Origin of the sequence: Schleiferilactobacillus perolens DSM 12744 (genome assembly GCF_001435585.1) — a bacterium.
Classification (GTDB): domain Bacteria; phylum Bacillota; class Bacilli; order Lactobacillales; family Lactobacillaceae; genus Schleiferilactobacillus; species Schleiferilactobacillus perolens.
In genome coordinates this window covers 33432-53904 of the sequence record NZ_AZEC01000005.1, presented here as the reverse complement: position 1 = coordinate 53904, position 20473 = coordinate 33432, and the positions used below count along the sequence as shown (strand labels likewise).

The 20473-nt window shown below is 49.4% G+C and carries 22 protein-coding genes; 6 read left to right on the top strand and 16 right to left on the bottom strand.

Annotated features, from left to right (window positions below; genetic code table 11):
• Positions 1–5: 5 nt before the first annotated feature.
• From FD09_RS06920 to FD09_RS06880, 9 genes are all read right to left on the bottom strand, one after another.
• The gene (locus tag FD09_RS06920; RefSeq protein ID WP_057819710.1) at positions 6–605 is read right to left on the bottom strand and encodes a DUF177 domain-containing protein; all 600 of its coding nucleotides are present in this window, start codon (positions 603–605) and stop codon (positions 6–8) included.
• Positions 602–1747, bottom strand: a complete 1146-nt coding sequence (locus FD09_RS06915; protein ID WP_057819707.1) for a nucleotidyltransferase — start codon at positions 1745–1747, stop codon at positions 602–604. The genes FD09_RS06920 and FD09_RS06915 overlap by 4 nt, the downstream gene beginning before the upstream one ends.
• Positions 1740–2498 carry a class I SAM-dependent DNA methyltransferase gene (locus FD09_RS06910; RefSeq protein WP_420806844.1) on the bottom strand — a complete coding sequence of 253 codons (759 nt, stop codon included), beginning with the start codon at positions 2496–2498 and terminating at the stop codon, positions 1740–1742. Before FD09_RS06910 ends, FD09_RS06915 begins: the two co-directional genes overlap by 8 nt.
• Positions 2483–2839, bottom strand: coding sequence for a ribosome silencing factor (gene rsfS / locus FD09_RS06905; RefSeq protein WP_057820202.1), 357 nt, complete (start codon positions 2837–2839; stop codon positions 2483–2485). Before rsfS ends, FD09_RS06910 begins: the two co-directional genes overlap by 16 nt.
• Positions 2840–2847: 8 nt before the next feature.
• A complete protein-coding gene (gene yqeK / locus FD09_RS06900) occupies positions 2848–3471 on the bottom strand; it encodes a bis(5'-nucleosyl)-tetraphosphatase (symmetrical) YqeK (RefSeq protein ID WP_057819705.1) in 624 nt (207 codons plus the stop codon).
• Positions 3452–4036: a nicotinate-nucleotide adenylyltransferase gene (locus FD09_RS06895; RefSeq protein WP_057820200.1), complete on the bottom strand. Its 585-nt coding sequence runs from the start codon at positions 4034–4036 to the stop codon at positions 3452–3454. Before FD09_RS06895 ends, yqeK begins: the two co-directional genes overlap by 20 nt.
• Positions 4037–4128: 92 nt before the next feature.
• Complete coding sequence (locus FD09_RS06890) at positions 4129–4455, bottom strand: YhbY family RNA-binding protein (protein ID WP_057819703.1); 327 nt, start codon at positions 4453–4455, stop codon at positions 4129–4131.
• A 16-nt stretch (positions 4456–4471) separates the two neighbouring features.
• Positions 4472–5620 (bottom strand): ribosome biogenesis GTPase YqeH, encoded by a 1149-nt coding sequence (gene yqeH, locus FD09_RS06885; RefSeq protein WP_057819700.1) that lies wholly within the window; start codon positions 5618–5620, stop codon positions 4472–4474.
• On the bottom strand, positions 5604–6140 hold the full coding sequence (locus tag FD09_RS06880; protein ID WP_057819698.1) for a YqeG family HAD IIIA-type phosphatase: 537 nt from the start codon (positions 6138–6140) through the stop codon (positions 5604–5606). The genes yqeH and FD09_RS06880 overlap by 17 nt, the downstream gene beginning before the upstream one ends.
• 177 nt (positions 6141–6317) lie before the next feature.
• Here FD09_RS06880 and FD09_RS06875 point away from each other — a divergent pair, with 177 nt between their 5' ends.
• The 5 genes from FD09_RS06875 to FD09_RS06855 all read left to right on the top strand — a co-directional run bounded on the left by FD09_RS06875 (position 6318) and on the right by FD09_RS06855 (position 10876).
• Entirely contained in the window at positions 6318–8249 is a 1932-nt protein-coding gene (locus FD09_RS06875; RefSeq protein ID WP_057819696.1) for a heavy metal translocating P-type ATPase, read from the top strand.
• A gap of 14 nt (positions 8250–8263) precedes the next feature.
• Positions 8264–8497, top strand: coding sequence for a heavy-metal-associated domain-containing protein (locus FD09_RS06870; RefSeq protein ID WP_057819694.1), 234 nt, complete (start codon positions 8264–8266; stop codon positions 8495–8497).
• The gene (locus FD09_RS06865) at positions 8497–9069 is read left to right on the top strand and encodes a ferritin-like domain-containing protein (RefSeq protein ID WP_057819693.1); all 573 of its coding nucleotides are present in this window, start codon (positions 8497–8499) and stop codon (positions 9067–9069) included. Before FD09_RS06870 ends, FD09_RS06865 begins: the two co-directional genes overlap by 1 nt.
• Complete coding sequence (locus tag FD09_RS06860; RefSeq protein ID WP_157053709.1) at positions 9044–9745, top strand: Crp/Fnr family transcriptional regulator; 702 nt, start codon at positions 9044–9046, stop codon at positions 9743–9745. The genes FD09_RS06865 and FD09_RS06860 overlap by 26 nt, the downstream gene beginning before the upstream one ends.
• A 153-nt stretch (positions 9746–9898) precedes the next feature.
• Positions 9899–10876, top strand: a complete 978-nt coding sequence (locus tag FD09_RS06855) for a GMP reductase (RefSeq protein ID WP_057819691.1) — start codon at positions 9899–9901, stop codon at positions 10874–10876.
• 198 nt (positions 10877–11074) lie between these two features.
• On the opposite strand, the gene FD09_RS06850 is transcribed toward FD09_RS06855, so the two are convergent.
• From FD09_RS06850 to tgt, 5 genes are all read right to left on the bottom strand, one after another.
• Positions 11075–12037 (bottom strand): HD domain-containing protein, encoded by a 963-nt coding sequence (locus FD09_RS06850; RefSeq protein ID WP_057819689.1) that lies wholly within the window; start codon positions 12035–12037, stop codon positions 11075–11077.
• Between the two features lie 141 nt (positions 12038–12178).
• Positions 12179–14737 (bottom strand): bifunctional acetaldehyde-CoA/alcohol dehydrogenase, encoded by a 2559-nt coding sequence (gene adhE, locus FD09_RS06845; RefSeq protein ID WP_235812240.1) that lies wholly within the window; start codon positions 14735–14737, stop codon positions 12179–12181.
• 890 nt (positions 14738–15627) lie between these two features.
• Entirely contained in the window at positions 15628–15846 is a 219-nt protein-coding gene (locus tag FD09_RS06840) for a hypothetical protein (RefSeq protein ID WP_057819685.1), read from the bottom strand.
• Positions 15847–16047: 201 nt separating this feature from the next.
• Positions 16048–16437, bottom strand: coding sequence for a preprotein translocase subunit YajC (yajC, locus tag FD09_RS06835; RefSeq protein WP_057820196.1), 390 nt, complete (start codon positions 16435–16437; stop codon positions 16048–16050).
• A 114-nt stretch (positions 16438–16551) separates the two neighbouring features.
• Positions 16552–17694 carry a tRNA guanosine(34) transglycosylase Tgt gene (gene tgt / locus FD09_RS06830; RefSeq protein ID WP_057819683.1) on the bottom strand — a complete coding sequence of 381 codons (1143 nt, stop codon included), beginning with the start codon at positions 17692–17694 and terminating at the stop codon, positions 16552–16554.
• 308 nt (positions 17695–18002) lie between these two features.
• On the opposite strand from tgt, the gene FD09_RS06825 reads away from it, so the two are divergent.
• Complete coding sequence (locus FD09_RS06825; RefSeq protein ID WP_057819681.1) at positions 18003–18224, top strand: hypothetical protein; 222 nt, start codon at positions 18003–18005, stop codon at positions 18222–18224.
• A gap of 134 nt (positions 18225–18358) precedes the next feature.
• Here the strand turns inward: FD09_RS06825 and queA are convergent, their stop codons facing one another.
• Positions 18359–19435 (bottom strand): tRNA preQ1(34) S-adenosylmethionine ribosyltransferase-isomerase QueA, encoded by a 1077-nt coding sequence (gene queA / locus FD09_RS06820; RefSeq protein WP_057819679.1) that lies wholly within the window; start codon positions 19433–19435, stop codon positions 18359–18361.
• Positions 19435–20460 (bottom strand): Holliday junction branch migration DNA helicase RuvB, encoded by a 1026-nt coding sequence (ruvB, locus tag FD09_RS06815; RefSeq protein WP_057819677.1) that lies wholly within the window; start codon positions 20458–20460, stop codon positions 19435–19437. Before ruvB ends, queA begins: the two co-directional genes overlap by 1 nt.
• Between the last annotated feature and the right edge of the window lie 13 nt (positions 20461–20473).

The window sequence follows — 20473 nt, the reverse complement described above, 5'->3', positions numbered from 1 at the left end:
ATTCGTTACTTGGCGGGATCATTGTCATCTGTTTTTTGGTTCTTGTCTAACAAGTCCTTCAATTTCGCTAATTCCGGGTTCGGCTTCTCGTCAGCCTTCTTTTGCGCATCATATTCCGCTTCAGAGATGACATGCCAATCCTTGCCAGCCGGCATGACGCCTTCCTTGGCCTCATCTTCTGTCAGAATTTGAGACGGTAATTCCAACACAATATGATCGGAAACAGCGGAATAAATGTCAATCATATCGTGCAGCATGGGAATTGTAAGCACGCTAGTAGTATCCATCAAGGTATCCGCCGCATCAGAACCCCAGCGATCTTGGGGGATCCATAATTCCGCGAAGGTGAAATCTTGGGCCACCCGAACCGGGGCCAGCGAGCGCGTGGAATGGGCAGTCACTTCGCCAGTGGCTTGGACCGTGGCTAACCAGCCCACGCCATCCTGCTCAATCGTGCCCTGTACCCGGTAATTCGACGCATCACTCACCGATTCAAAGCGATCGGCCAGCTCAGGCATCAGTTTGATTTCCTGGTCAAAAGTGATTGGTCGATTACCCTGTTTGCGCAATTCTGCTTCTGTCCATTGCAACATGCTGATGGTCATTCATCCTTTCTGTATTGGAACGGGGCACGGCCGAAATTTTGGGAATGCCCATTAACTAATGTATACACACGATCCGCCCGAATCGTCAAGCCATAAGGCGCAGTGTCTGCCCCATTTTTTGCGTTCACGTTGGTAATTACCGTGGATTCTTCCTGGGAACGTATCTGTTTCAAATAGCGCTGCCCGATTGGTGAAAACCCCAATACCCGTAATGGGCCCTGGGTGTTATTCATTTCTTGATTGGTGCAAGCCAATAAAGTATATAGGGCGACTCGGCTCAGACGGCTATAAGTAAAGCGTTTGGTCTTCACTCGTTGGAGTAGATCAGAAAAACTGGCTGCGTCCCGATTTTGTTGGATAAATCGGTATTCCAGTCCCTCCGTCATTTGATAAATTTCCCGCAGCTGCACGGGTGTCATGGTGAGTAACCGATAATGCAAGTATGGCCACAGATCTTCCCACCGCACCACGGGCGCATCCTGGTACAGCTGCCAGGCACTGGTCGGTACATAGGCTGATGCAAAATCACTTGTCCACATCTGCCGCAGTGCACTCGCACTGGCAAAATGACCCACGGCGCTCGGTTCATCATGACCCACAGCGACCCGCGGTACGGGTACCAGTGTCATGGGATTCATCAGGCTAGCATTCGCAGCGGCGTAGCCCAACGCTAAGATGACATTGGGATCGTCTAACCGAACATGCAACCGCTCCTGATAGACTGCATTCAGCTGAGTGGCGTAGGTCTGGGAATAGTCGATGAACGCGGCCGGTTCGGCAGGTAAATCATTAATTTGCTGACCCAATTGAGCATAATTTAAGTCCGGCTGTTCTGTGCCAAAAGCCACCGCAGCACAATTCAAACCAGCCAGTGCGTAGATACCGCCCCGGGCAAAACGATCCGCCGGCTGAACCGCCGTATTGAGGGGCAATTCCATGACTAAATCCGCACCGTTTTCGATTGCCGCGGCCGACCGCGTCCACTTATCCAGTAAAGCCGGCTCTCCCCGCTGAACGTAATTGCCACTCATCACCACGATAACCACATCGGCACCACTCAGATGCCGAGCCTGCTGCAGCTGATAGCGATGACCATTATGAAAGGGGTTATATTCGGCAATAATTCCCACTGCTTTAAGCATGGGCGCGCACGGCTTGCCAAAACCACCGAGTAGTATCTGGCCGCACTTCTCCCCGCCCAAAATCTGCCGTCAACTGAGGCGGCAAAAAGCCGGCCTGGATCAACGCCTGCCGGTAATCCGCTGCGGGATACGTGCGCTCCGTTTGAATCTCCATCGCTCGCGTATAGCCGTCAATGGTGTCGTCATAAGTAAAGAAAGTGAGTTCATGTTCGACACTGTGGGGGACTTTGCCCTCATAACTGCTCCAAAGGAAAGCACTGTCTTCAGTGATATCGTTGAACATGAAACCCGGAAATACATCATCTACCTGGTGCAGTGAGTGGACGTCAAAAAAGAACGGGCAATCCGCCGGCAAGACTCCCGCCACGGCTTCAAACGTAGCCTGGACACTCGCCAGATCAGGCAAATAACAGATGGAATCATCGAATGACGTGACCACATCGAAAGTCCCTAAGCCGGCCAGTTGGCGCATATCTCCCTGGATCCAGTCCACTGTCACGTGCGCCTTGTCCGCGCGCTCTTTGGCGAGTGTCAACATGTCAGCCGACAAATCAAGACCTGTCACTTGCCAACCCAACTTAGCCATCCGTACAGCAAAATCCCCTGTTCCGCAGCCCAAATCGAGCAACCGACCAGGGGCAGACTGGGGATAATGTTGTGTGACGAAATCTTGCCAGGACTGATACATGGTTTTATCCATCAAACGGTCATAAACCTGGGCAAAGATGGTGTAATCTATGCGGTGATCCATTGCTGAACATCCACGACTGGTGCATCTGACCATAATTTTTCTAGATTATAGAAGGCCCGTTCTTCCTTTTGGAAAACATGGACAACCACATCACCCAAATCAATCAGAATCCACCGCGAATTCTTGTTACCTTCGACCCCTTGGACACTGACATTGGCCTTTTCTTCGGCTTCAATGACACCTTCGACAATGGCTTGGACCTGCCGTTCAGAATTACCGCTCATAATCACAAAATAGTCTGCCAGTAGGCTGACTTCCTGCATATCGAGGGCGACAATGTCTTCAGCCCGTTTATTATCGGCCGCAGTGACGGCGATTTGTAATTTCTCTTGACTGTTCAAAAAGTATTTCACTCTGCTTTCTTTGCTTGTGTTGTTTGGCTAATCCGCTTTACCCATGCATTATAACTGGTAAAAGTCAGAGGGTAAATTGGTTCTTGTTTTTCCACTAAATAGGTTAGCTCATGACTTAATTGAAACAAGACACCGGCTTGTAAATTTTTGGCCGTAATCGCCCGAGCTTTTTCCACGCCAGGAAATGAGCGGCCCGGTTCGATGAAATCAGCCATATAGATAATCTGAGCCAATAGTGGCATCTCGGGTGACCCCGTCGTGTGTTCTTGGACCGCCTGCAGAATTGCTGGGTCATGGAGACCTAGCTCATCTTCAATAAAGTAAACCCCGACGATACCGTGCCAAATGGCGTTCCCATAATGCAACAAGTCATCCGGTAAATGATGATCGTGAATGGCCTGGATAAAATCAGCATCGGGTATTTGCTTTGCGTAATCATGAACAAGGCCGCCAATCTTGGCCCGTAAGACATCGCCGCCATTTTGCTCAGCTAATTTCACGGCCATCGCACTTGTCCGTTGACAATGAGCAAACCGTTTCTGAGTCATGCGAGCCTGCACCCGCTTTTCGAGTTCTGCCCAATCATAAGGAAGGATTGGTTCAAGCGTGCTGTTTTTCATACAAATGATGCTCCTTAATATACGCGGCCACTCCGTCGGGGACCAAATAACGAATGGATTCACCCTTCTCCACCCGGCGGCGAATACCGCTGGAAGAAATGGCCACCTGCGGTACATCCACCCAAATTACTGGATACTGGCTCTGCGGTGTGACTCCTGGCCGGCGGACCGCTACAAAAGTCACTAACTTAACCAATTCATCAATTTGATGCCAATTGGGTAAATCATTGACCATATCCGCACCAATGATGAAATAGTATTGGGCCAGCGGGTCCCGGCGTTTTAATTCTTTCATTGTATCCACTGTGTAGGATTTACCACCGCGTTTAACCTCAATCTGATCCAAGCAGAAGTGCGGATTGTCCGCAATGGCTTCTTTCACCATCGCGACCCGCTCTTTGGCGGGAAGCGCGTGTTTCCCTTGGATGTGCGGCGGCGTGGCATCGGGAATGAACAGAATCTTATTAAGGTGCAATGCATTGTAAACTCCCTCGGCCACTAGCAGATGGCCCAAATGCGGGGGATTAAATGTTCCGCCCAGGATACCAATTTGGTGTCCCTGCATGCTGGCCAGCAGCACGCGTTTGATCTCGGTACCAATGACCGGCGCCGTCACTGTGTGGGCAGTCACGTGAGTCTGGGTCAAAGTGCGGCATGTCATTGGGGGGTCCCCAACTTTTGGACTTCAACCGAGTAATGCCGATTCTTCTCTTTGCTGGCCGGCCGATAAAGCAGTGCCGTTTTGCCAATCGTTTGGGCCACTTCCACGGTCGGCAGTGCATTTTGCAAACCACTCAAGGCTTCTGTTAACGAAACCTCTGCTGCGGGCAGCAATGAGATCTTAATCAGTTCCCGTTTGGCCAATGCCGTATCCACTTGGTCGATAAATTCGGGGGTCACAGCATTCTTGCCCACCCGAAACAACGGCTTCATCGTTTGTCCTTGGCTGCGTAAGTAGTGTTTTTGTTTACCTGTTAATGTCATTCTGTGTGTACTCCTTTTAACTCCCAATGAGTGATGCCCGCATGCTTACGCCAATGCCAGCAGGGGCATACATCGCTAAGACCGCACGGGCCGGTACGTTGATCCAACCCAAACCGGCAATCACCACGTCTGAACGTTCACCGGGGGTGAAATCGTATCGCTTTTGGGCTGGCATGGCCGACAGTTCCGCCTGACTCGGCGGCGTGAGCAGTTCACCCCGATGCTTTTCCCAAAACGCATCGGCATTGGTCTGTTTCGTACGATGGACCGTGAGTTGATTATCGACATAGACTGTGAAACTGCCTGCAGGCCCATCGGTGAAATCCATGCGTCCGAGACCGCCAAGAAATAACGTCTGTCCCGGTTGTAACTGGAAGGTCCGCGGCCTCATTTCCTTTTGCGGACTCACAATCTTCAAATCATTAGCTGACAAAAGATGGGCCATCTGCGCGGGTTGAATAATTCCGGGGGTGTCAATCAACTGCTGACCATCATCCAACGGAATTTCGATCCGATCCAACGTCGTTCCAGGAAAACGGGAAGTCGTGACAAGGTCTTGAATCCCTGCTTCCTGTTTGATGATGGCATTGATCAGCGTCGATTTACCCGTATTGGTCGTCCCAACAAAATACACATCCCGGCCGCGCCGCTCCTTTTCAATCAAAGCCAAGAGTTCCGGTACCTGCCAGCCCAACTGGGCACTGACCAGCTGAATGGCCACTGGCCGCAGTCCCTGAATACTGGCCTGGCGACGCAGCCAGTCAGTCACCCGCCGGCGTTTCACTGAATGGGGAAGAATATCAGCCTTGTTACCCACTAAAATGACCGGATTGTGCCCGACGAACCGGTGTAATCCTGGAATCACACTGCCTGCAAAATCGAAAACATCCACCACGTTGACAATCAACGCATCGACTTTTCCAAGTTCATTAAGCAACTGGGTAAATTTGTTGTCATCCACTGGGACGTCCGTGATCTCGTTATAGTGCCGTAATCTAAAACACCGCTGACAGTAAAGTGTCTCACCTCCGGCAGCCTGCTGTTTGGCCAACGCCGCCGCCGGAATATACCCCGCTTGATTGGGTCTGTCTGTCTGCAGCTGTGCACCGCACCCCATACAATACAGGGTATCGCTTTGCGTTGTTGAATCATTTGAATTTTGCATGCCCACGCTCCTTTGCCCACGGTTTTGTCCATTCACGTTGGCGAATGAAATGCCGTACCGGTTTTTCAAGTAATCGATTAATTTTTGTATTCCACCCATCGGTATGCACTAATGGGGACACAATCAGCGTATCCACTCCAGCAAAAGTGCCTGCCAGCATGTCGGTAAAAAACTGATCGCCCACCATCACGGCCTGCCCCGCTGGGATGTTAAACTTTGCCAGCGCTCGTTTAATACCCACAGGTAACGGCTTTAACGCCCGGGCAATAAACTGAATTGGCAAATCTGCCAATGCTTCAGCCACCCGGGCGTGATTGTTATTCGACACGACGATCACTTCAATGCCATGCTGATGTAAGTTGGCAGCCCAGTCCCGCACTTGGTCCAGTGCATCCTTTTGGTTCCACGGGATTAAAGTATTATCCAAGTCTGTCAAAACGTACTTTTTACCCCGGGCAAGAAGTTGCGCCGGGGTCACAGTAAAGATAGACGATACCTTCCAAGTTGGCCAAAAACTCATTGAATATTTTTCCTCCCGCTATTTCTGTCGCATCTTATTATACGTGAAAAAAATATGTAAAACCACCGGGACACCCTAGATCAACATAATCCACCAAACTTGACCACCGTCAATTTTACTTTCATCAATCCTCGATACACTACAGTCAATGAGTTGAAAGCGAGGTTAGATCGAAAAATGATTAGTGAAAAAATTGAGCAGCATAAATACACCGCCATGGTGGCGGGCGGGATAGCCACTCTACTGGGGTTGCTGGTCAGTCATTGGCTCATGCCAATGGGTCAATCACTGCTCATCGTCGGCACTGTACTGGCGGGGACCCCGATCGCCCTCAACGCCTTTTCTGCCTTGAAAGTCAAAGTCATTAGCATTGAACTCTTGGTCACCATTGCCGTGGTCGGCGCCATGATTATTGGTGAATATCATGAAGGCGCCATCGTAACATTTCTCTTTTTATTCGGTGACTGGTTAGAAAACAAATCGTTGGCCAAAACCCGCAGTGCGATTGAAGATTTAGCCACCGCACTGCCCACGACTGTGAAAACCCTGGACGATGCCGGCCAGTTACAGGACACGCCGGTGGCGACCATTCAGGTGGGTGCAACCGTGCAATTAGCTACCGGCACCACTGCTCCAGTAGATGGCACAGTTGTTGACGGTCAAGCGCTGTTGGATGAATCCCGTGTCACTGGGGAGTCAACAGGGCGCACAAAAGCGGTTGGTGATCCAATCTACTCCGGTAGTACCGTCGTTAACGGCCGGCTGTTGATCAAAGTCACCCAAACCGGTGATGATACGGTCTATGGGCAAATTATCGACTTGGTCGAGGAAGCTCAAGATGCTGAAAGCCCAGTCGCCAGTTTCATCCAACGGTTTGCCAAATGGTACACCCCCCTTGTTCTGTTGATCGCCGCTGCCGTGGGTGTATTCACTGGTAATGTGCGACTGGCAATCACGATCCTCGTGTTGGGCTGCCCGGGAGCGTTGGTAATTGGTGCACCAGTGACCAATGTGGTCGGTATCGGTACCGGCGCACGTCAGGGTGTTTTGCTCAAAGGCGGTAATGTGGCAGCCGCATTAACTAAAATCGACACGGTCGTTTTTGATAAAACCGGGACGTTAACGGCTGGTCAAACGACCGTCCAGTCAGCCCACTGGTTTGTCTCAAAACATGAGCAAGCACAGTGGTTGGGACTGATTGCAGACGTTGAAAAGCAAAGTAATCATCCGCTGGGCGAAGCACTGATTACTTTCGCCAAAAGCCACCGTGCGCCAGTCCCAGCGACCAGTGCGACAGACTTGGCGGTGATCCCCGGTCAAGGACTCACCGCCAATACCGCCCAGGGGCAAGTCGCCATTGGAAATGAACAATTATTGAATGCGCAAGGGGCATCCACAGATCATGCCACCCATCAGTTAATCACTGCGTTAACCCACCAAGGTGATAGTCTCGTCTTCATCATCCATCACCAGCAACTCATCGCATTGTTTACCATTGCCGACCCGTTGCGCCCCCATGCCCGAGCGGCATTACAACAGTTGCGGCAACAAGGCGTACACCAGTTGATCATGTTATCCGGAGATACCCCGGCTGCTGCTCAAAAAATTGGTCAACAAGCAGGGTTGGATGTGGCCCGCGGTGGTTTGCTTCCGGCTGATAAAGCGGCTGTGATCAAAGAATTACAAACCGCTGGCCACCATGTCGCCTTCGTCGGTGATGGTATCAATGACAGCCCCTCCCTAGCCCAAGCTGATGTCGGCATCGCCATGGGCAGCGGCACCGATGTCGCCATGGATACGGCGGATGTCATCCTCATGAATAATCAGCTGCCTACTTTAAATCAGCTCTTTACTTTGGCCGTCAAGATGACCCGGAATGTCCAAGAAAATATCGGCATTGCAGTGGGTACAGTTGCTCTGCTCTTACTGGGTTTGCTCATCGGCGTGGTGACCATGGGTAGTGGAATGCTTGTTCATGAGGCCAGTATTTTATTCGTCATTGGCAATGCACTGCGGTTACGTCGGATTTTTTCCAAAAAAAAGCAAAGCTTGACGACCGTCAATTTTTCCACTGCACAATTAGCTGATAATAATCACGAAGACCATTAGAAAGGACGATAAATATGCAAAAGGTCACGATTAAGTTAGGCGGGATTACCTGCCCGAGTTGTTTACAAAAGATTGAAGGCGCGATGAATCAGATCAACGGCGTTGCTTCCGCCCGGGTCTTGTTCAATGCATCTAAGCTGAAAGCTGAGATCGACCCAACTCAAACCACTGTCCAGGCATTGGCCGATGCCGTCACCAAGTTGGGGTATCAAGTCGAAAGTATCAAACAACAGGAGGTCACTAAATAATGACATTCACCAAGACAGATCCACAAACCATCGAAGCCGCCTATGCCATCGAACAGAAGCAGGTCGATCATGATCACCACGTCCCCACTGCGGGGGCGATGAGTGGACACATTATCGCCAACAATGTAGTCTTATCCACCAAATTGCAGCAAATGGTTTGGACAATCACTGGTCCCACCATGATCGCTGATCGCGCCCAACTGACTACCATGCAGCAGGATTTACACACTCAACGGGACCAGCTCATCTCTGCCCTATTGGATTTAGGCGAAAATATCCCCACCACCACCGCGGAGTTCTCACAGTACACGATGCTGCACGAAGATCCCCGCAACAAATATGCTTCCGCCGACGAAATGTTGGCTGACGTGGTGACTGACCTGGATACCAGCATGATGTTCATCACCCGGGCAATTGCCCTGGCCGATCAAGAGAAGAAAGCACCGCTCAGCCAATTATTGACGCGTCTGTTAGGATGGTATCAGCACACCTTGCGTAATCTCCAGGAACGTCTGGATCGGCCTTTAACCGCCGGTCGCCCTCTGCTTGAGGAAGACGAAGACGACGATTAATGGGGGACTAGCCAGCGTGCAGGAGGAGGATGTTCTAGTGACGACAATTTTGCATCATTGTACACGACTCGTGCCGTTGTTTAAGGCACTATCGACGACTGCGAAAGACGAGATCGATACATTAACCCAGGAACGGCAGTTGGCCAAGGGTGAACAAATTGCCCGCCCAGGAGACAGTGAACGACTCATTGTCGTGGCCAAAGGACTGCTCAAAACATATCAACTCACCGCTGCCGGCAACGAACAACTCTTGACCATCACCGCCCCCGGTCAGTATGTGGGCGAACAAGCCTTGCTGGGCGCGCCTAATCCTGCGGCCTATACAGAAGCGCTGGCCGCCAGCACTGTCTGCTTCATCGAGCGGACGGACTTCACCCAATTACTGTTGACCCATCCCGATCTCAGTGTCAGTCTGCTCACGGCCACGGCCAAAAAGATTCAACAAGCCGAACAACAGTCTGGCTATTTGGCGGATGAGTCCGTTCCCCAACGCATTCGCCAATATCTCCACGATTTGCAAATTGAAAGTGGCCGTGATGTCATCACAATTCCCTTTGCCTGGAAAGAGCTGGCCAATTATTTAGGCACCACGCCTGAAACAATGTCGCGTCAACTGAAAATCATGGTCCAAAACGGTGAAATCAGTCGGCAAGGCAAAACAATTCACTTTTTATAACCCAAAAGCGTTCACGGTTTCCAATAATTCACGAACAATTCACAATTACCACGACAAATTTGTTTGACTTTGTCTCGCCACTTTGTTATGGTACCTGAGGCAGAATGATAACAACGTCGTTCTGAATAATGTTCGGCTTTGGAGGAATGCCCCGTGAACGTTTTTGATTATGAAGATATCCAATTGATTCCTAACAAGTGCATCGTCAAGAGTCGTAAGGAATGTGACACCAGTGTCCATTTGGGCGGGCGGGAATTCAAGATTCCCGTCGTCCCAGCTAATATGCAAACCATCATTGATGAACCGTTGGCCATGTGGTTGGCCAACAATGGCTACTTCTATATTATGCACCGCTTCACGCCTGAGACCCGGGCGGACTTTGTCGCAAACATGCACGCCCATGATTTGTATGCATCTATTTCAGTCGGCGTCAAAGATAGCGAATTTGATTTCATCGAAGAATTGGCGGCCAAAAACTTGGTTCCCGAATATATCACCATCGATATTGCTCACGGCCACGCCCAGGTGGTCATCGATATGATTCACCAAATTAAGAAGTTTCTCCCGGCTTCCTTCGTCATTGCCGGTAACGTGGGGACGCCAGAAGCTGTCCGCGAATTAGAAAATGCCGGCGCGGATGCCACGAAAGTCGGCATTGGACCCGGTAAGGTCTGCATTACCAAGCTGAAGACTGGTTTTGGTACCGGCGGTTGGCAATTGGCGGCAGTCCAATGGTGTGCCAAGGCTGCCCGCAAGCCCATCATTGCCGACGGCGGTATCCGGCACAACGGTGATATTGCCAAATCGATCCGCTTCGGTGCGACGATGTGCATGATCGGCTCCCTCTTTGCCGGCCATGAAGAAACGCCGGGCCAAAAGGTCACTGTCGACGGACAGCAATTCCAGGAATATTATGGCTCGGCGTCTGAATATCAAACCGGCTCCCACCACAATGTGGAGGGCAAGAAGATGCTTGTGCCAGTCAAGGGTAAGATCTCCGATACGTTGAAAGAGATGCAAGAAGATCTGCAGTCCAGTATTTCATATGCAGGTGGTCGGGACTTGGAATCTCTGCGCAAAGTGGATTATGTTGTCGTGAAGAACTCTATCTTTAACGGTGATGCGTTCTAATTCATCGAACACAAAAAGGACTAAGACATAGTTATTCCTCCCCGTCCGTGCCAAAGCTGCGCAAGCTTCGGTGGCCTGGGGCTGGAACGCTGTGTGGTTTCCACAGCTGAGCCCCAGGCCACCTGCGCTTGCTCCGCATTGGCACTGGTTACAACGGGATCGAGACTCTTGTCTTGGTCCTTTTTATTTACCCTGAATTTATAATGTGGAATGGTAGACGAATGCACCGTCTAGACCGAAGTTGCGTTGGTCGGCCACTTGGCCTGGCTTCAGGTCGGATTCGGCCATGCGCATCATTTCCATGTGTGCATCAAGATCATCCACGTGATGCAATAACATAGCTTCTGGAGTCGCCGGTTTGATGGCAGCGCCGTATTCCAGTTTGCCGTGGTGGGACAAGACTAAATGACGCAGATTCAAAATATGTTCGTCGTTTAGGCTGGCGGCATAGCTGAGATGGAGCGTGTTGCGGGCATAATCAACAATCATCCCGTCCATGATGGCGACATGCTCTAACAAATTGGCCTGCTTCGTGGCCGTGTGGTCAGTCGCATTAGTGTAACAAAAGGCCTTGCCCAGATCGTGGAGCAAGATGCCCGCATATAGTAATGACTGGTTAATTGTTTTGGCATAGATGGTGTGGGTCAAAATCCCCTCTGCCTCGTAAGCCATGGATAATGTGTGGGTATACAGACCGCCAATGAATGCATGGTGCATCCGAATGGCCGCGGGCATTTCACTGAGCTTATCAACAATGGCATCATCCACATCATTGTACAAGGTCCGCACCAAATGCTGATAAATTGGGTCCGTGATCTTCATTAAGAAGTGATTGAAGCCATCCTTCAACTGGGCATTATCCCAGTAACTAGCCGGCAGCAAGTCCCGCAACTGTAAGGTCGGGTTGATCGAGAAGGAGTCCAATACAAACTGTAATTTGCCGTTGTAATCTGAACGGGTCGCTGTGAAATCAATCGCCTTATTATTGTAGGTCATGATCGAATCTGGTTGGATCTCCCAAATCTTGACGGGAACCGTCTCGTCATGATTGGTAAGATTGGCGTCCGCGTATTGAGAACCGTTTTTGGCCGCTTTGACCGTGATTCCTTGGATAATTGCCTGTCCGGCAAATTGCCGTCCGTTCTTCACTTCTTTAAACATATGGCGCCTGCTTTCCGTGTTTACTTTATTGTAACGTTTATCTCAAATTTCCAAAAGCCCTGCTGCCCTGAAAGCAAAACAGCGCCGTCCCGATTTGGGGCGGCGCTGTTTCTAGGAGGAAGCAATCTGCTCAAGTGTGCTTTAGAATGTGGACTTTGGACCAGCCCATTCGTCGCGGATGATTTGAGCCATATCGGCGATCAATGGTTCCTTCGGGTTGGTGATCGTGCAGTTATCTTCGTAAGCCAATTCAGCTAAACGATCCGCAGCGTCATCCACTTGTTTCTTGCTGATGCCTTGATCCTTCAAGGACATCTTGATACCCACGCTCTCGGCCAGCTTCACAATGGCATCAGCCAGCTTGTTCACTAACTCTTGCGTGCTGCTGCCAGTCAAACCAACGTAGCGTGCAATTTCTGCGTAGTCTTCGTCTGCCCGGAAGTAGTTGTATTTCGCCCAAACAGCACGTTTTTCAGGCATCTTCGCATTGTAGCGGATGACATGAGGCATTGTGATGGCAATGACCCGTCCGTGCGGCAGATGGTACTCCCCACCCAGTTTGTGGGCAATCGAGTGGTTAATACCCAGCAAAGCATTGGCGAAGGCCATACCGGCCATCGTGGAAGCATCGTGCATGTTACTCTTTGCTTCTTGATTACCATCGTAACTCTTCTTCAAGTTGTCAAAAACCAATTTGGCAGCCTGCAAGCTCAGTCCCCGCGTGTAGTGGGAAGCCATAGTCGATACATAACTTTCAATTGCGTGGCACAATACGTCAATCCCAGAATCCGCCACAACGGTCTTGGGAACTGTTTCGATGAACTTGGAGTCCACGATGGCCACATCAGGAGTCAAAGCATAGTCAGCCAAGGGATACTTCACACCAGTCTCGCTGTCAGTAATCACTGCGAACGGTGTCACTTCAGAGCCAGTCCCAGAAGTTGTCGGGATACAAATCAACTTCACATCGTTCAACTTAGGGAACTTGTAAGTCCGTTTACGAATATCCAAGAACTTCTGCTTTGCGCGGAAGAAAGAAGAATCCGGTGCTTGATAGAACATCCACATACCCTTGGCGGCATCCATCACGGAACCCCCGCCGATGGCAATCACTGTATCCGGTTTGAAATCATTCATGGCGGATTGACCGTGGAATACTGTATCGCTGGAAGGATCAGGTTCTACATCCAAGAATGTTTGATATTGAACTGGGTTGTGCCGTAATTTCAATACGTCTTCAACGATCTTCACATAGCCCAGTTTTTCCATCCCGTGATCGGCGACGATAAAAACGCGGGAAATGTTTTGCATTTTTTCAAGATAGTTCACTGCGTTTTTTTCGAAGTAAATCTTGGGTGGCAACTTTACCCATTGCAAGTTATTCCGACGCTTAGCCACTGTTTTAACATTCAACAGATCAACCGTGCCCACGTTATGGGAAACAGAGTTCATTCCGTAAGAACCGCAGCCCAGAGTCAGTGACGGGATCATGTTGTTGTAAAGATCGCCGATACCGCCGACAGAACTTGGCGAGTTAACCAGAATCCGGCAAGCCTTCATCCGCAAACCGTATTGAACGATCAAATCATCATCATCCGTGTGGATACAAGCAGAGTGACCCATACCGCCTAATTCCAACATTTCTTCGGCCTTCTTGAAGCCATCTTCGTGATCTTTAGCTTTAAGCAAAGCCAATACTGGGGAAAGTTTTTCCCGGCTCAACGGATATTCATCACCGACACCGTTAATTTCAGCCACCAAGACCGGTGTCCCCTTTGGCACCTTCAAACCAGCCCATTCAGCAATGGTGTTAGCTGATTTACCGACCACATCTGGATTCACTGAATGGCGTTCTGCATTGATCACGACCTTGGATAATTTGTCAATTTCATCCTTCTTCACCATGTAAGCACCCTGGCGAATGAATTCAGCCTTAACTTCGTCATAAATATCAGCATCGACGATGGCCGCCTGTTCAGAAGCACAGATCATGCCGTTATCGAATGACTTCGAAAGGACAATATCGTTAACTGCTTGACGAATATTGGCCGTCTTTTCAATGTAAGCAGGCACATTTCCTGCACCGACACCCAGGGCAGGTTTACCCGTGGAATATGCGGACTTAACCATGCCTGGACCACCAGTGGCCAACACTGTGGCGACACCTGGATGATTCATCAGTGCTTTAGTGGCATCAATACTGGGTGTCGGAATGTAGCTCAGCGCATCTGCCGGCATCCCTGCAGCAATGGCGGCTTTCTTAATGACTTCCAGTGCTTCAGCAGAACATTTTTGAGCCTTCGGGTGGAAAGCAAAGATAATCGGGTTACGGGTCTTAATACTGATTAAAGCCTTGAACATGGTCGTGGAAGTGGGGTTAGTGACCGGTGTAACACCCGCAATGACGCCCACTGGTTCTGCAATTTTCATGATCTGATGTTGCTGATCGTCTTCAATGACCCCAACGGTTTTATCATCCTTGATGGCGTGCCAAATTTCTTCGGTGGCGAACATGTTCTTGACCGCTTTATCTTCATAAACGCCCCGGCCGGTTTCTTCCACCGCCATCTTGGCTAACCGCATGTGCGCATTCAAACCCGCAATCGCCATTTCATGGACAATGTAGTCGATTTTTTCTTGATCAAAAGTTTCCAGCACCTTCAGTGCTTCATGGGCATTATCTACTAAAGAATTGATCATTTCGTCAACTGACGGTGTCAGTTCCTTAACGGTTTGGTTTTTCTTGGCAGTCTCGAGCATAATTCTACCTCCGTAATTGGTTTAAGTTATGTTTATCACTTCACAAGAATAATATACACAACTCCGCCCACTTTGTAAAGCTTTTTTGTGATTAATTTCACGGTTTTTCGAAAATATTTTTTTGGAGCGCTTAAATAGCTGCTGTAAAAGGGTTTATGTGCATATAAGAAAGACCGGCATCTTATTTTGGTAGGGCATTCTTTGGTTAGTTTGGTCAATGGAATGCTTGGCTGTGGGAATTAAATTGGTGCGACGGAGAACGAACTTGATTCACTTGACATGTGATGGCACAGTGTAGCACAGATATTGGTGTGTTGGTATTTGGTTGCGCATCCCAGAAGCTGGGGGGCGCTCAACCGACCCGCTTTACGTAAACGGGCTTCGCCGACCAGGGGCTAGGGCACAAGAGCCAAGGCACATAAAACCTAAGTACGGGTTTTCTGTGCCTTGGCTCTTGTGCCTACGCCCCTAACCGGTCGGCTGCGCCCTCTGCAAAAAAAGAGACTCAATCATCCCAACATGATCAAGTCCCAAAAACAAAATGTGTGCTATGTGTGCTTCTGCTCGGTCAGCAACCAGGACCGAGTTATTAAGCGCTTAATGTTGCTCCTTTTACCACTCGTTCAATGTTCCCCAAAGTGCCGATTCATATCACCATACAGAGGACTGGTGAATTCCCGCTCGGCTACTTTTATAGAATACCGGAAAAAGAATGCGATGTGGACCTAATATTGACAATGATTCTTTATGAAAAGTGAATGGTCTACTTGACTAAACCAAAAGCAAACACTACCGATCATTATCTTTCGACTCACGCAACAGCAATTGCATTATTCTGCCTGGTGCGGCGACGCAGGTGTCTCATCGACCGGATGAATGGCCTGAAAGACGAACTTAAGTCGGCCATCCGGCTGGATATATACCACCAGTTGGGTGTTGGCCAAATCTTGGGTCTGCATAATCCACGGATTGTGATACGGGCTGTATTGGTAGTATGGGGCCATGGGAACATTCTGGCCACCTGGATTAAAGAATACCGGATCTGCCATGAAAACCACCTCCACACATGTGTGTCAAACAGCATTGATTAGAGTCGATATCGGTTTTTCTGCCGGCACTGATACCACCTAAATTATAACGTATTTTCGATCAGAAATGACGTATTTAACCTCTGAAACAACAAAGATCAGCGTCACGCCACTAAAAAACGCCATCCTCATAATGAGAAGTGACGTCTTTGGTAAACAAAATTATTCGTTCTTGGCAGAATCATCTGTCTGCTTGTCTGAACTGTCATCACTGGCCGTTGTATCGGCAGCTGAATCAGATGCAGTGTCATCGGTCGTCGCGGCAGCAGGTTGATTATTCTCCACTGCGGCGGCACCGTTACCCGGAGTGACATTCCGAATGGCCCCTAAGTTGAAGGTCAAGTAGATACCATCACTATCAATGACGACGGTCTTGTCTGCATTATTGATCGTATCCACCACACCATGCAATCCGCCGATCGTCACGATCTTGTCACCCTTCTTCAATTGGGTCAACATTTCTTGACGTTTTTGTTGTTGCTTCTTTTGTGGGCGCATCATGGTGAAATACATAACCAAAACCAGCACGACCATCATGATAATCATGCCCATCCCGCCACCAAGCGGGCTAGCTGCTGCTAAAAAGAAATTCACTGTCTTGTACACTCCTTCAATAGTTTCTCGTTAAACACTTTAGCATATTTTCCGTGAACACGCTTGAATTTGCTAAAAGTTTTTCGCGTGTACGTCGTCATATCCATATTGTTCAAACAAGTTTTCACGGAACTCCAGTAAATTATCATCCATAATGGCCTGGCGCACATCGGCCATAAGATGGATTAAAAAGTACAAGTTGTGATAAGTCGTCAAGCGCAAGCCGAATGTTTCGTCAGCTTTGATCAAGTGACGAATGTAGGCCCGGGTATAGTGGGTACAAGTATAGCAGTCACAGTCGGCATCCAGCGGTGTGAAGTCGTGGGCATATTGGGCGTTTTTGACCACCAATCGGCCATGGTGGGTCATCACTGTACCGTTACGGGCAATCCGGGTCGGCAATACACAATCGAACATGTCAATACCGCGAATAACACCATCAATCAAGGCATCCGGCGAGCCCACACCCATGAGGTAACGGGGCTTGTTCTCCGGCAGCAACGGTGTGGTGAAGTCCAAGACATGATTCATTTCTGCTTTGGACTCGCCGACTGATAAACCACCGATGGAATAACCAGGGAAATCCAAACTAACCAAGTCCCTGGCGCTTTGCTCACGTAAATCTTGGAAGCCAGCGCCCTGAACGATTCCAAACAAGCCTTGCGTATCTGGATTACGGTGGGCCTTCAAGCCTCGCTCTGCCCAGCGGCTAGTACGGGCCACGGAATCCCGAACATATTCGTAACTCTCAAAGAAAGGAGGACATTCATCCAGTGACATCATAATGTCGGGGCCGAGATCGTTCTCGATTTGAATCGCCTTTTCTGGGGACAAAAACATCTTCTCGCCAGATAGATGGCTGCGAAAATGAACGCCTTCTTCAGTCAGATCCCGGTTATTTGCCAGCGAGAAAACCTGGAAACCGCCAGAATCCGTCAAAATTCCCTGATCCCAGTTCATGAACTGGTGCAGGCCGCCCGCTTCTTTAACAATCTCGGGGCCTGGCCGTAACCACAGATGATAGGTGTTGGATAAAATCACACCCGCTCCCATCTCTTTCAATTCCTCTGGACTCATCAGCTTAACGGAAGCTTGGGTACCGACAGGCATAAACATCGGCGTGGGAAATGTCCCGTGGGGGGTAATTAACTCTCCCAGCCGGGCGCCGGTGTGTTTCTCCTTTTTGATTAAATGATATCTAACTGGTACTGTCATAGAAATTTTGCTCCTATTCGTAGTGACTATCGATCGACAAAACGCCCTACCATCTTATCAGAAGAAATGCAAAAGGGAAAGAATTGTGTCTGGTCTGACATTTTTTACGATTTGTGCGCAATGTTGTCCCCTTTTGCGAATATAACGATTGAGCAGAAAAAAATCAATTAAGTCGCAAAAGAACCATTGACTTTCCGCCTCACATTTCATATCATTTGTACCAACCTCTTTCACAGGGGTGCCTTTGAGCCGTATGAATTGTCGTGGGGACAGTTCTGCTACGCGACTTAACAAGGAGGGGAAGGTTTATGAATAACCTTAAAGTGGGACAATCAGTGATTGCCACCAGCTATACAATGGAGGACCACAGTTTTTCCAAGCTACCCGGAAAGATCGAGGTTATCTTAGAACAGTCCGTTATTTTGTCCGTCGCCAATCAGTGGCTGGTCAACAATGCTAACGGTCGGATCTGTGTTTCTAAGAAGAAGCTCACCGCAGCGGATGGCGACAAGCAGTGTTCTGCCAGTTAACAAGGTGCCCTGAGTGACTCCCGGTATATCAGCAAGACCCTGAAGCCAATTCCTTCAGGGTCTTACTGAATTCAACACAAAAATGTTCAAAAAAGAGGGCCGCATGGCCCTCTTTTTCATTGTCTAAAAATTGCTTAGTCCATTTCTTTCATAGGTTGCGGATGCGGATTCTCGCTATTGTAGATGAACATCGCATCGCCAAAACTGAAGAACCGGTATTTCTCTTCAATAGCATGCTGATACGCGTTTAAAATCATGTGCCGGCCGGTAAAGGAAGCCACCAGCATCACCAGTGTGGACTTAGGCAGATGGAAGTTGGTAATAAAGGCATCGACAATTTTCCATTGATAACCAGGTTTCAAGAAAATGTCCGTCCAACCGCTGTCGGCCTGGATTTTTCCATCAAATTTGGTGCCAATGGATTCCAATGTCCGAATCACAGTGGTCCCTGTGGCAATAATGCGGCCGCCGTTTTGCCGAACCGCATTCAAGGCAGCGGCGGATTCTGGCGTTAACCGATAGAATTCGGAGTGCATCTTATGGTCTTCCACATTCTCTTCCAACACTGGGCGGAAAGTACCCAATCCGATGTGCAGGGTCAAATACACCAGCTTAACGCCCTTATCCTGGGCCTTTTTTAACAATTCTTTGGTCCAGTGCAAGCCTGCGGTGGGAGCAGCAGCAGAACCCACTTCCTTCGCGTACACTGTTTGATACATTTCGGGATCATCCAGTTTGGCCTTAATGTACGGTGGCAAGGGGGTTTCGCCTAATTTATCCAAAATTTCCATGAAAATCCCCTGATAAGTAAAGCGGATCATCCGAATACCCTCATCGCGCTCTTCAATGACTGTTGCTTTTAACAAACCATCACCAAAATCGATCTCTGTACCCACATGCACTCGTTTGGCAGGTTTCATTAAAACCTCCCAGTCATCACCGCGAGTATTATTCAGCAGTAATACCTCGACATGGCCGCCGGTATCAGGTTTGACCCCATATAACCGGGCCGGCATCACCCGCGTATCATTCAACACCACAGCGTCGCCAGGGTTTAAATAATCCAGAATGTCATAGAAATGCTTATCGGTGGTTTTGCCAGTCGCTGTATCTAAAACCAGCATACGGGAGGCATCCCGCTCTGGGAGCGGTGTTTGGGCAATCAATTCCTGTGGTAAATCATAGTCAAAATCTTCTGTTGTGAGCACAATTACACTTCCAAATTCATATTTTGTGAGGGCGGTGTGAGCCCTAAATGTTGATAAGCCAATGGTGTGACTTGACGGCCGCGGGGGGTTCGGATCAGCAAACCGCGCTGCATGAGAAATGGTTCATACATCTCAGCAATGGTTTGCTCCTCCTCACCGACATTGGCAGCAATGGTTTTAACACCGACTGGACCGCCCTGATAATGATCGATCATTAGTCGAAGAATCTTACGGTCCAGGGTATCTAACCCCATGTCATCCACCTGTAATTTGGTTAACGCAGATGCCGCGATTTGCTGGGTGATGGCTCCGTCGCCGTTCACTGTAGCGTAGTCCCGGACCCGGCGCAATAGGCGATTGGCGATTCGCGGGGTCCCCCGCGACCGACGGGCAATCTCCAGTGCCCCATCCTGATCAATCTGTAATCCAAATATTTTGGCAGAACGATTAACGATTTGGGTGAGTTCGGCGGTGGAATAATAAGCCATGTGCATCGATATGCCGAAACGATCACGTAGAGGCGCAGACAACAAACCAGCGCGAGTAGTTGCACCAACCAAGGTGAACGGTGGTAAAGCAAAGTGAATTGGATGAGCAGCAGGTCCCTCACCGACAATGATATCGATATAGAAATCTTCCATTGCCGAATAAAGCACTTCTTCCACCGGTTTAGGTAAGCGGTGGATTTCATCAATGAAAAGGACATCGCCTGGCTGCAATTCATTCAATTGGGCAACTAAATCCCCACTTTTTTCAATGGCGGGCCCACTGGTCTGACGCAACTGGACACCCATCTCATGGGCAATAATGGCCGCCAAGGTGGTTTTCCCTAAGCCTGGCGGGCCGTACAGTAATACATGGTCCAGCGATTCTTCCCGGGCGCGTGCTGCTTGAATGAAGACGCTCAACTGATTTTTAAGCGCCGCTTGGCCGATATATTCGGCCAGTGTGGCCGGTCTTAAAGAGTTGTCCAAACCGTCTTCATTGTCTTGGGCTTCATTATCCACAATCCGCTCAGAATCTGTCACGGCGACCTTCCTT

Coding starts and splice junctions, on each gene's coding strand:
- FD09_RS06870 (WP_057819694.1), top strand. CDS start 8,264: ATGCAAAAGGTCACGATTAAGTTAGGCGGGATTACCTGCCCGAGTTGT.
- FD09_RS06825 (WP_057819681.1), top strand. CDS start 18,003: ATGAATAACCTTAAAGTGGGACAATCAGTGATTGCCACCAGCTATACA.
- FD09_RS06910 (WP_420806844.1), bottom strand. CDS start 2,498: ATGGATCACCGCATAGATTACACCATCTTTGCCCAGGTTTATGACCGT.
- FD09_RS06875 (WP_057819696.1), top strand. CDS start 6,318: ATGATTAGTGAAAAAATTGAGCAGCATAAATACACCGCCATGGTGGCG.
- FD09_RS06850 (WP_057819689.1), bottom strand. CDS start 12,037: ATGTTTAAAGAAGTGAAGAACGGACGGCAATTTGCCGGACAGGCAATT.
- yajC (WP_057820196.1), bottom strand. CDS start 16,437: ATGGGCATGATTATCATGATGGTCGTGCTGGTTTTGGTTATGTATTTC.
- FD09_RS06865 (WP_057819693.1), top strand. CDS start 8,497: ATGACATTCACCAAGACAGATCCACAAACCATCGAAGCCGCCTATGCC.
- FD09_RS06880 (WP_057819698.1), bottom strand. CDS start 6,140: ATGAGTTTTTGGCCAACTTGGAAGGTATCGTCTATCTTTACTGTGACC.
- tgt (WP_057819683.1), bottom strand. CDS start 17,694: ATGACAGTACCAGTTAGATATCATTTAATCAAAAAGGAGAAACACACC.
- FD09_RS06840 (WP_057819685.1), bottom strand. CDS start 15,846: ATGGCAGATCCGGTATTCTTTAATCCAGGTGGCCAGAATGTTCCCATG.
- FD09_RS06895 (WP_057820200.1), bottom strand. CDS start 4,036: ATGCAGGGACACCAAATTGGTATCCTGGGCGGAACATTTAATCCCCCG.
- FD09_RS06920 (WP_057819710.1), bottom strand. CDS start 605: ATGACCATCAGCATGTTGCAATGGACAGAAGCAGAATTGCGCAAACAG.
- yqeH (WP_057819700.1), bottom strand. CDS start 5,620: ATGCAAAATTCAAATGATTCAACAACGCAAAGCGATACCCTGTATTGT.
- yqeK (WP_057819705.1), bottom strand. CDS start 3,471: ATGAAAAACAGCACGCTTGAACCAATCCTTCCTTATGATTGGGCAGAA.
- FD09_RS06915 (WP_057819707.1), bottom strand. CDS start 1,747: ATGCTTAAAGCAGTGGGAATTATTGCCGAATATAACCCCTTTCATAAT.
- FD09_RS06890 (WP_057819703.1), bottom strand. CDS start 4,455: ATGACATTAACAGGTAAACAAAAACACTACTTACGCAGCCAAGGACAA.
- adhE (WP_235812240.1), bottom strand. CDS start 14,737: ATGATCAATTCTTTAGTAGATAATGCCCATGAAGCACTGAAGGTGCTG.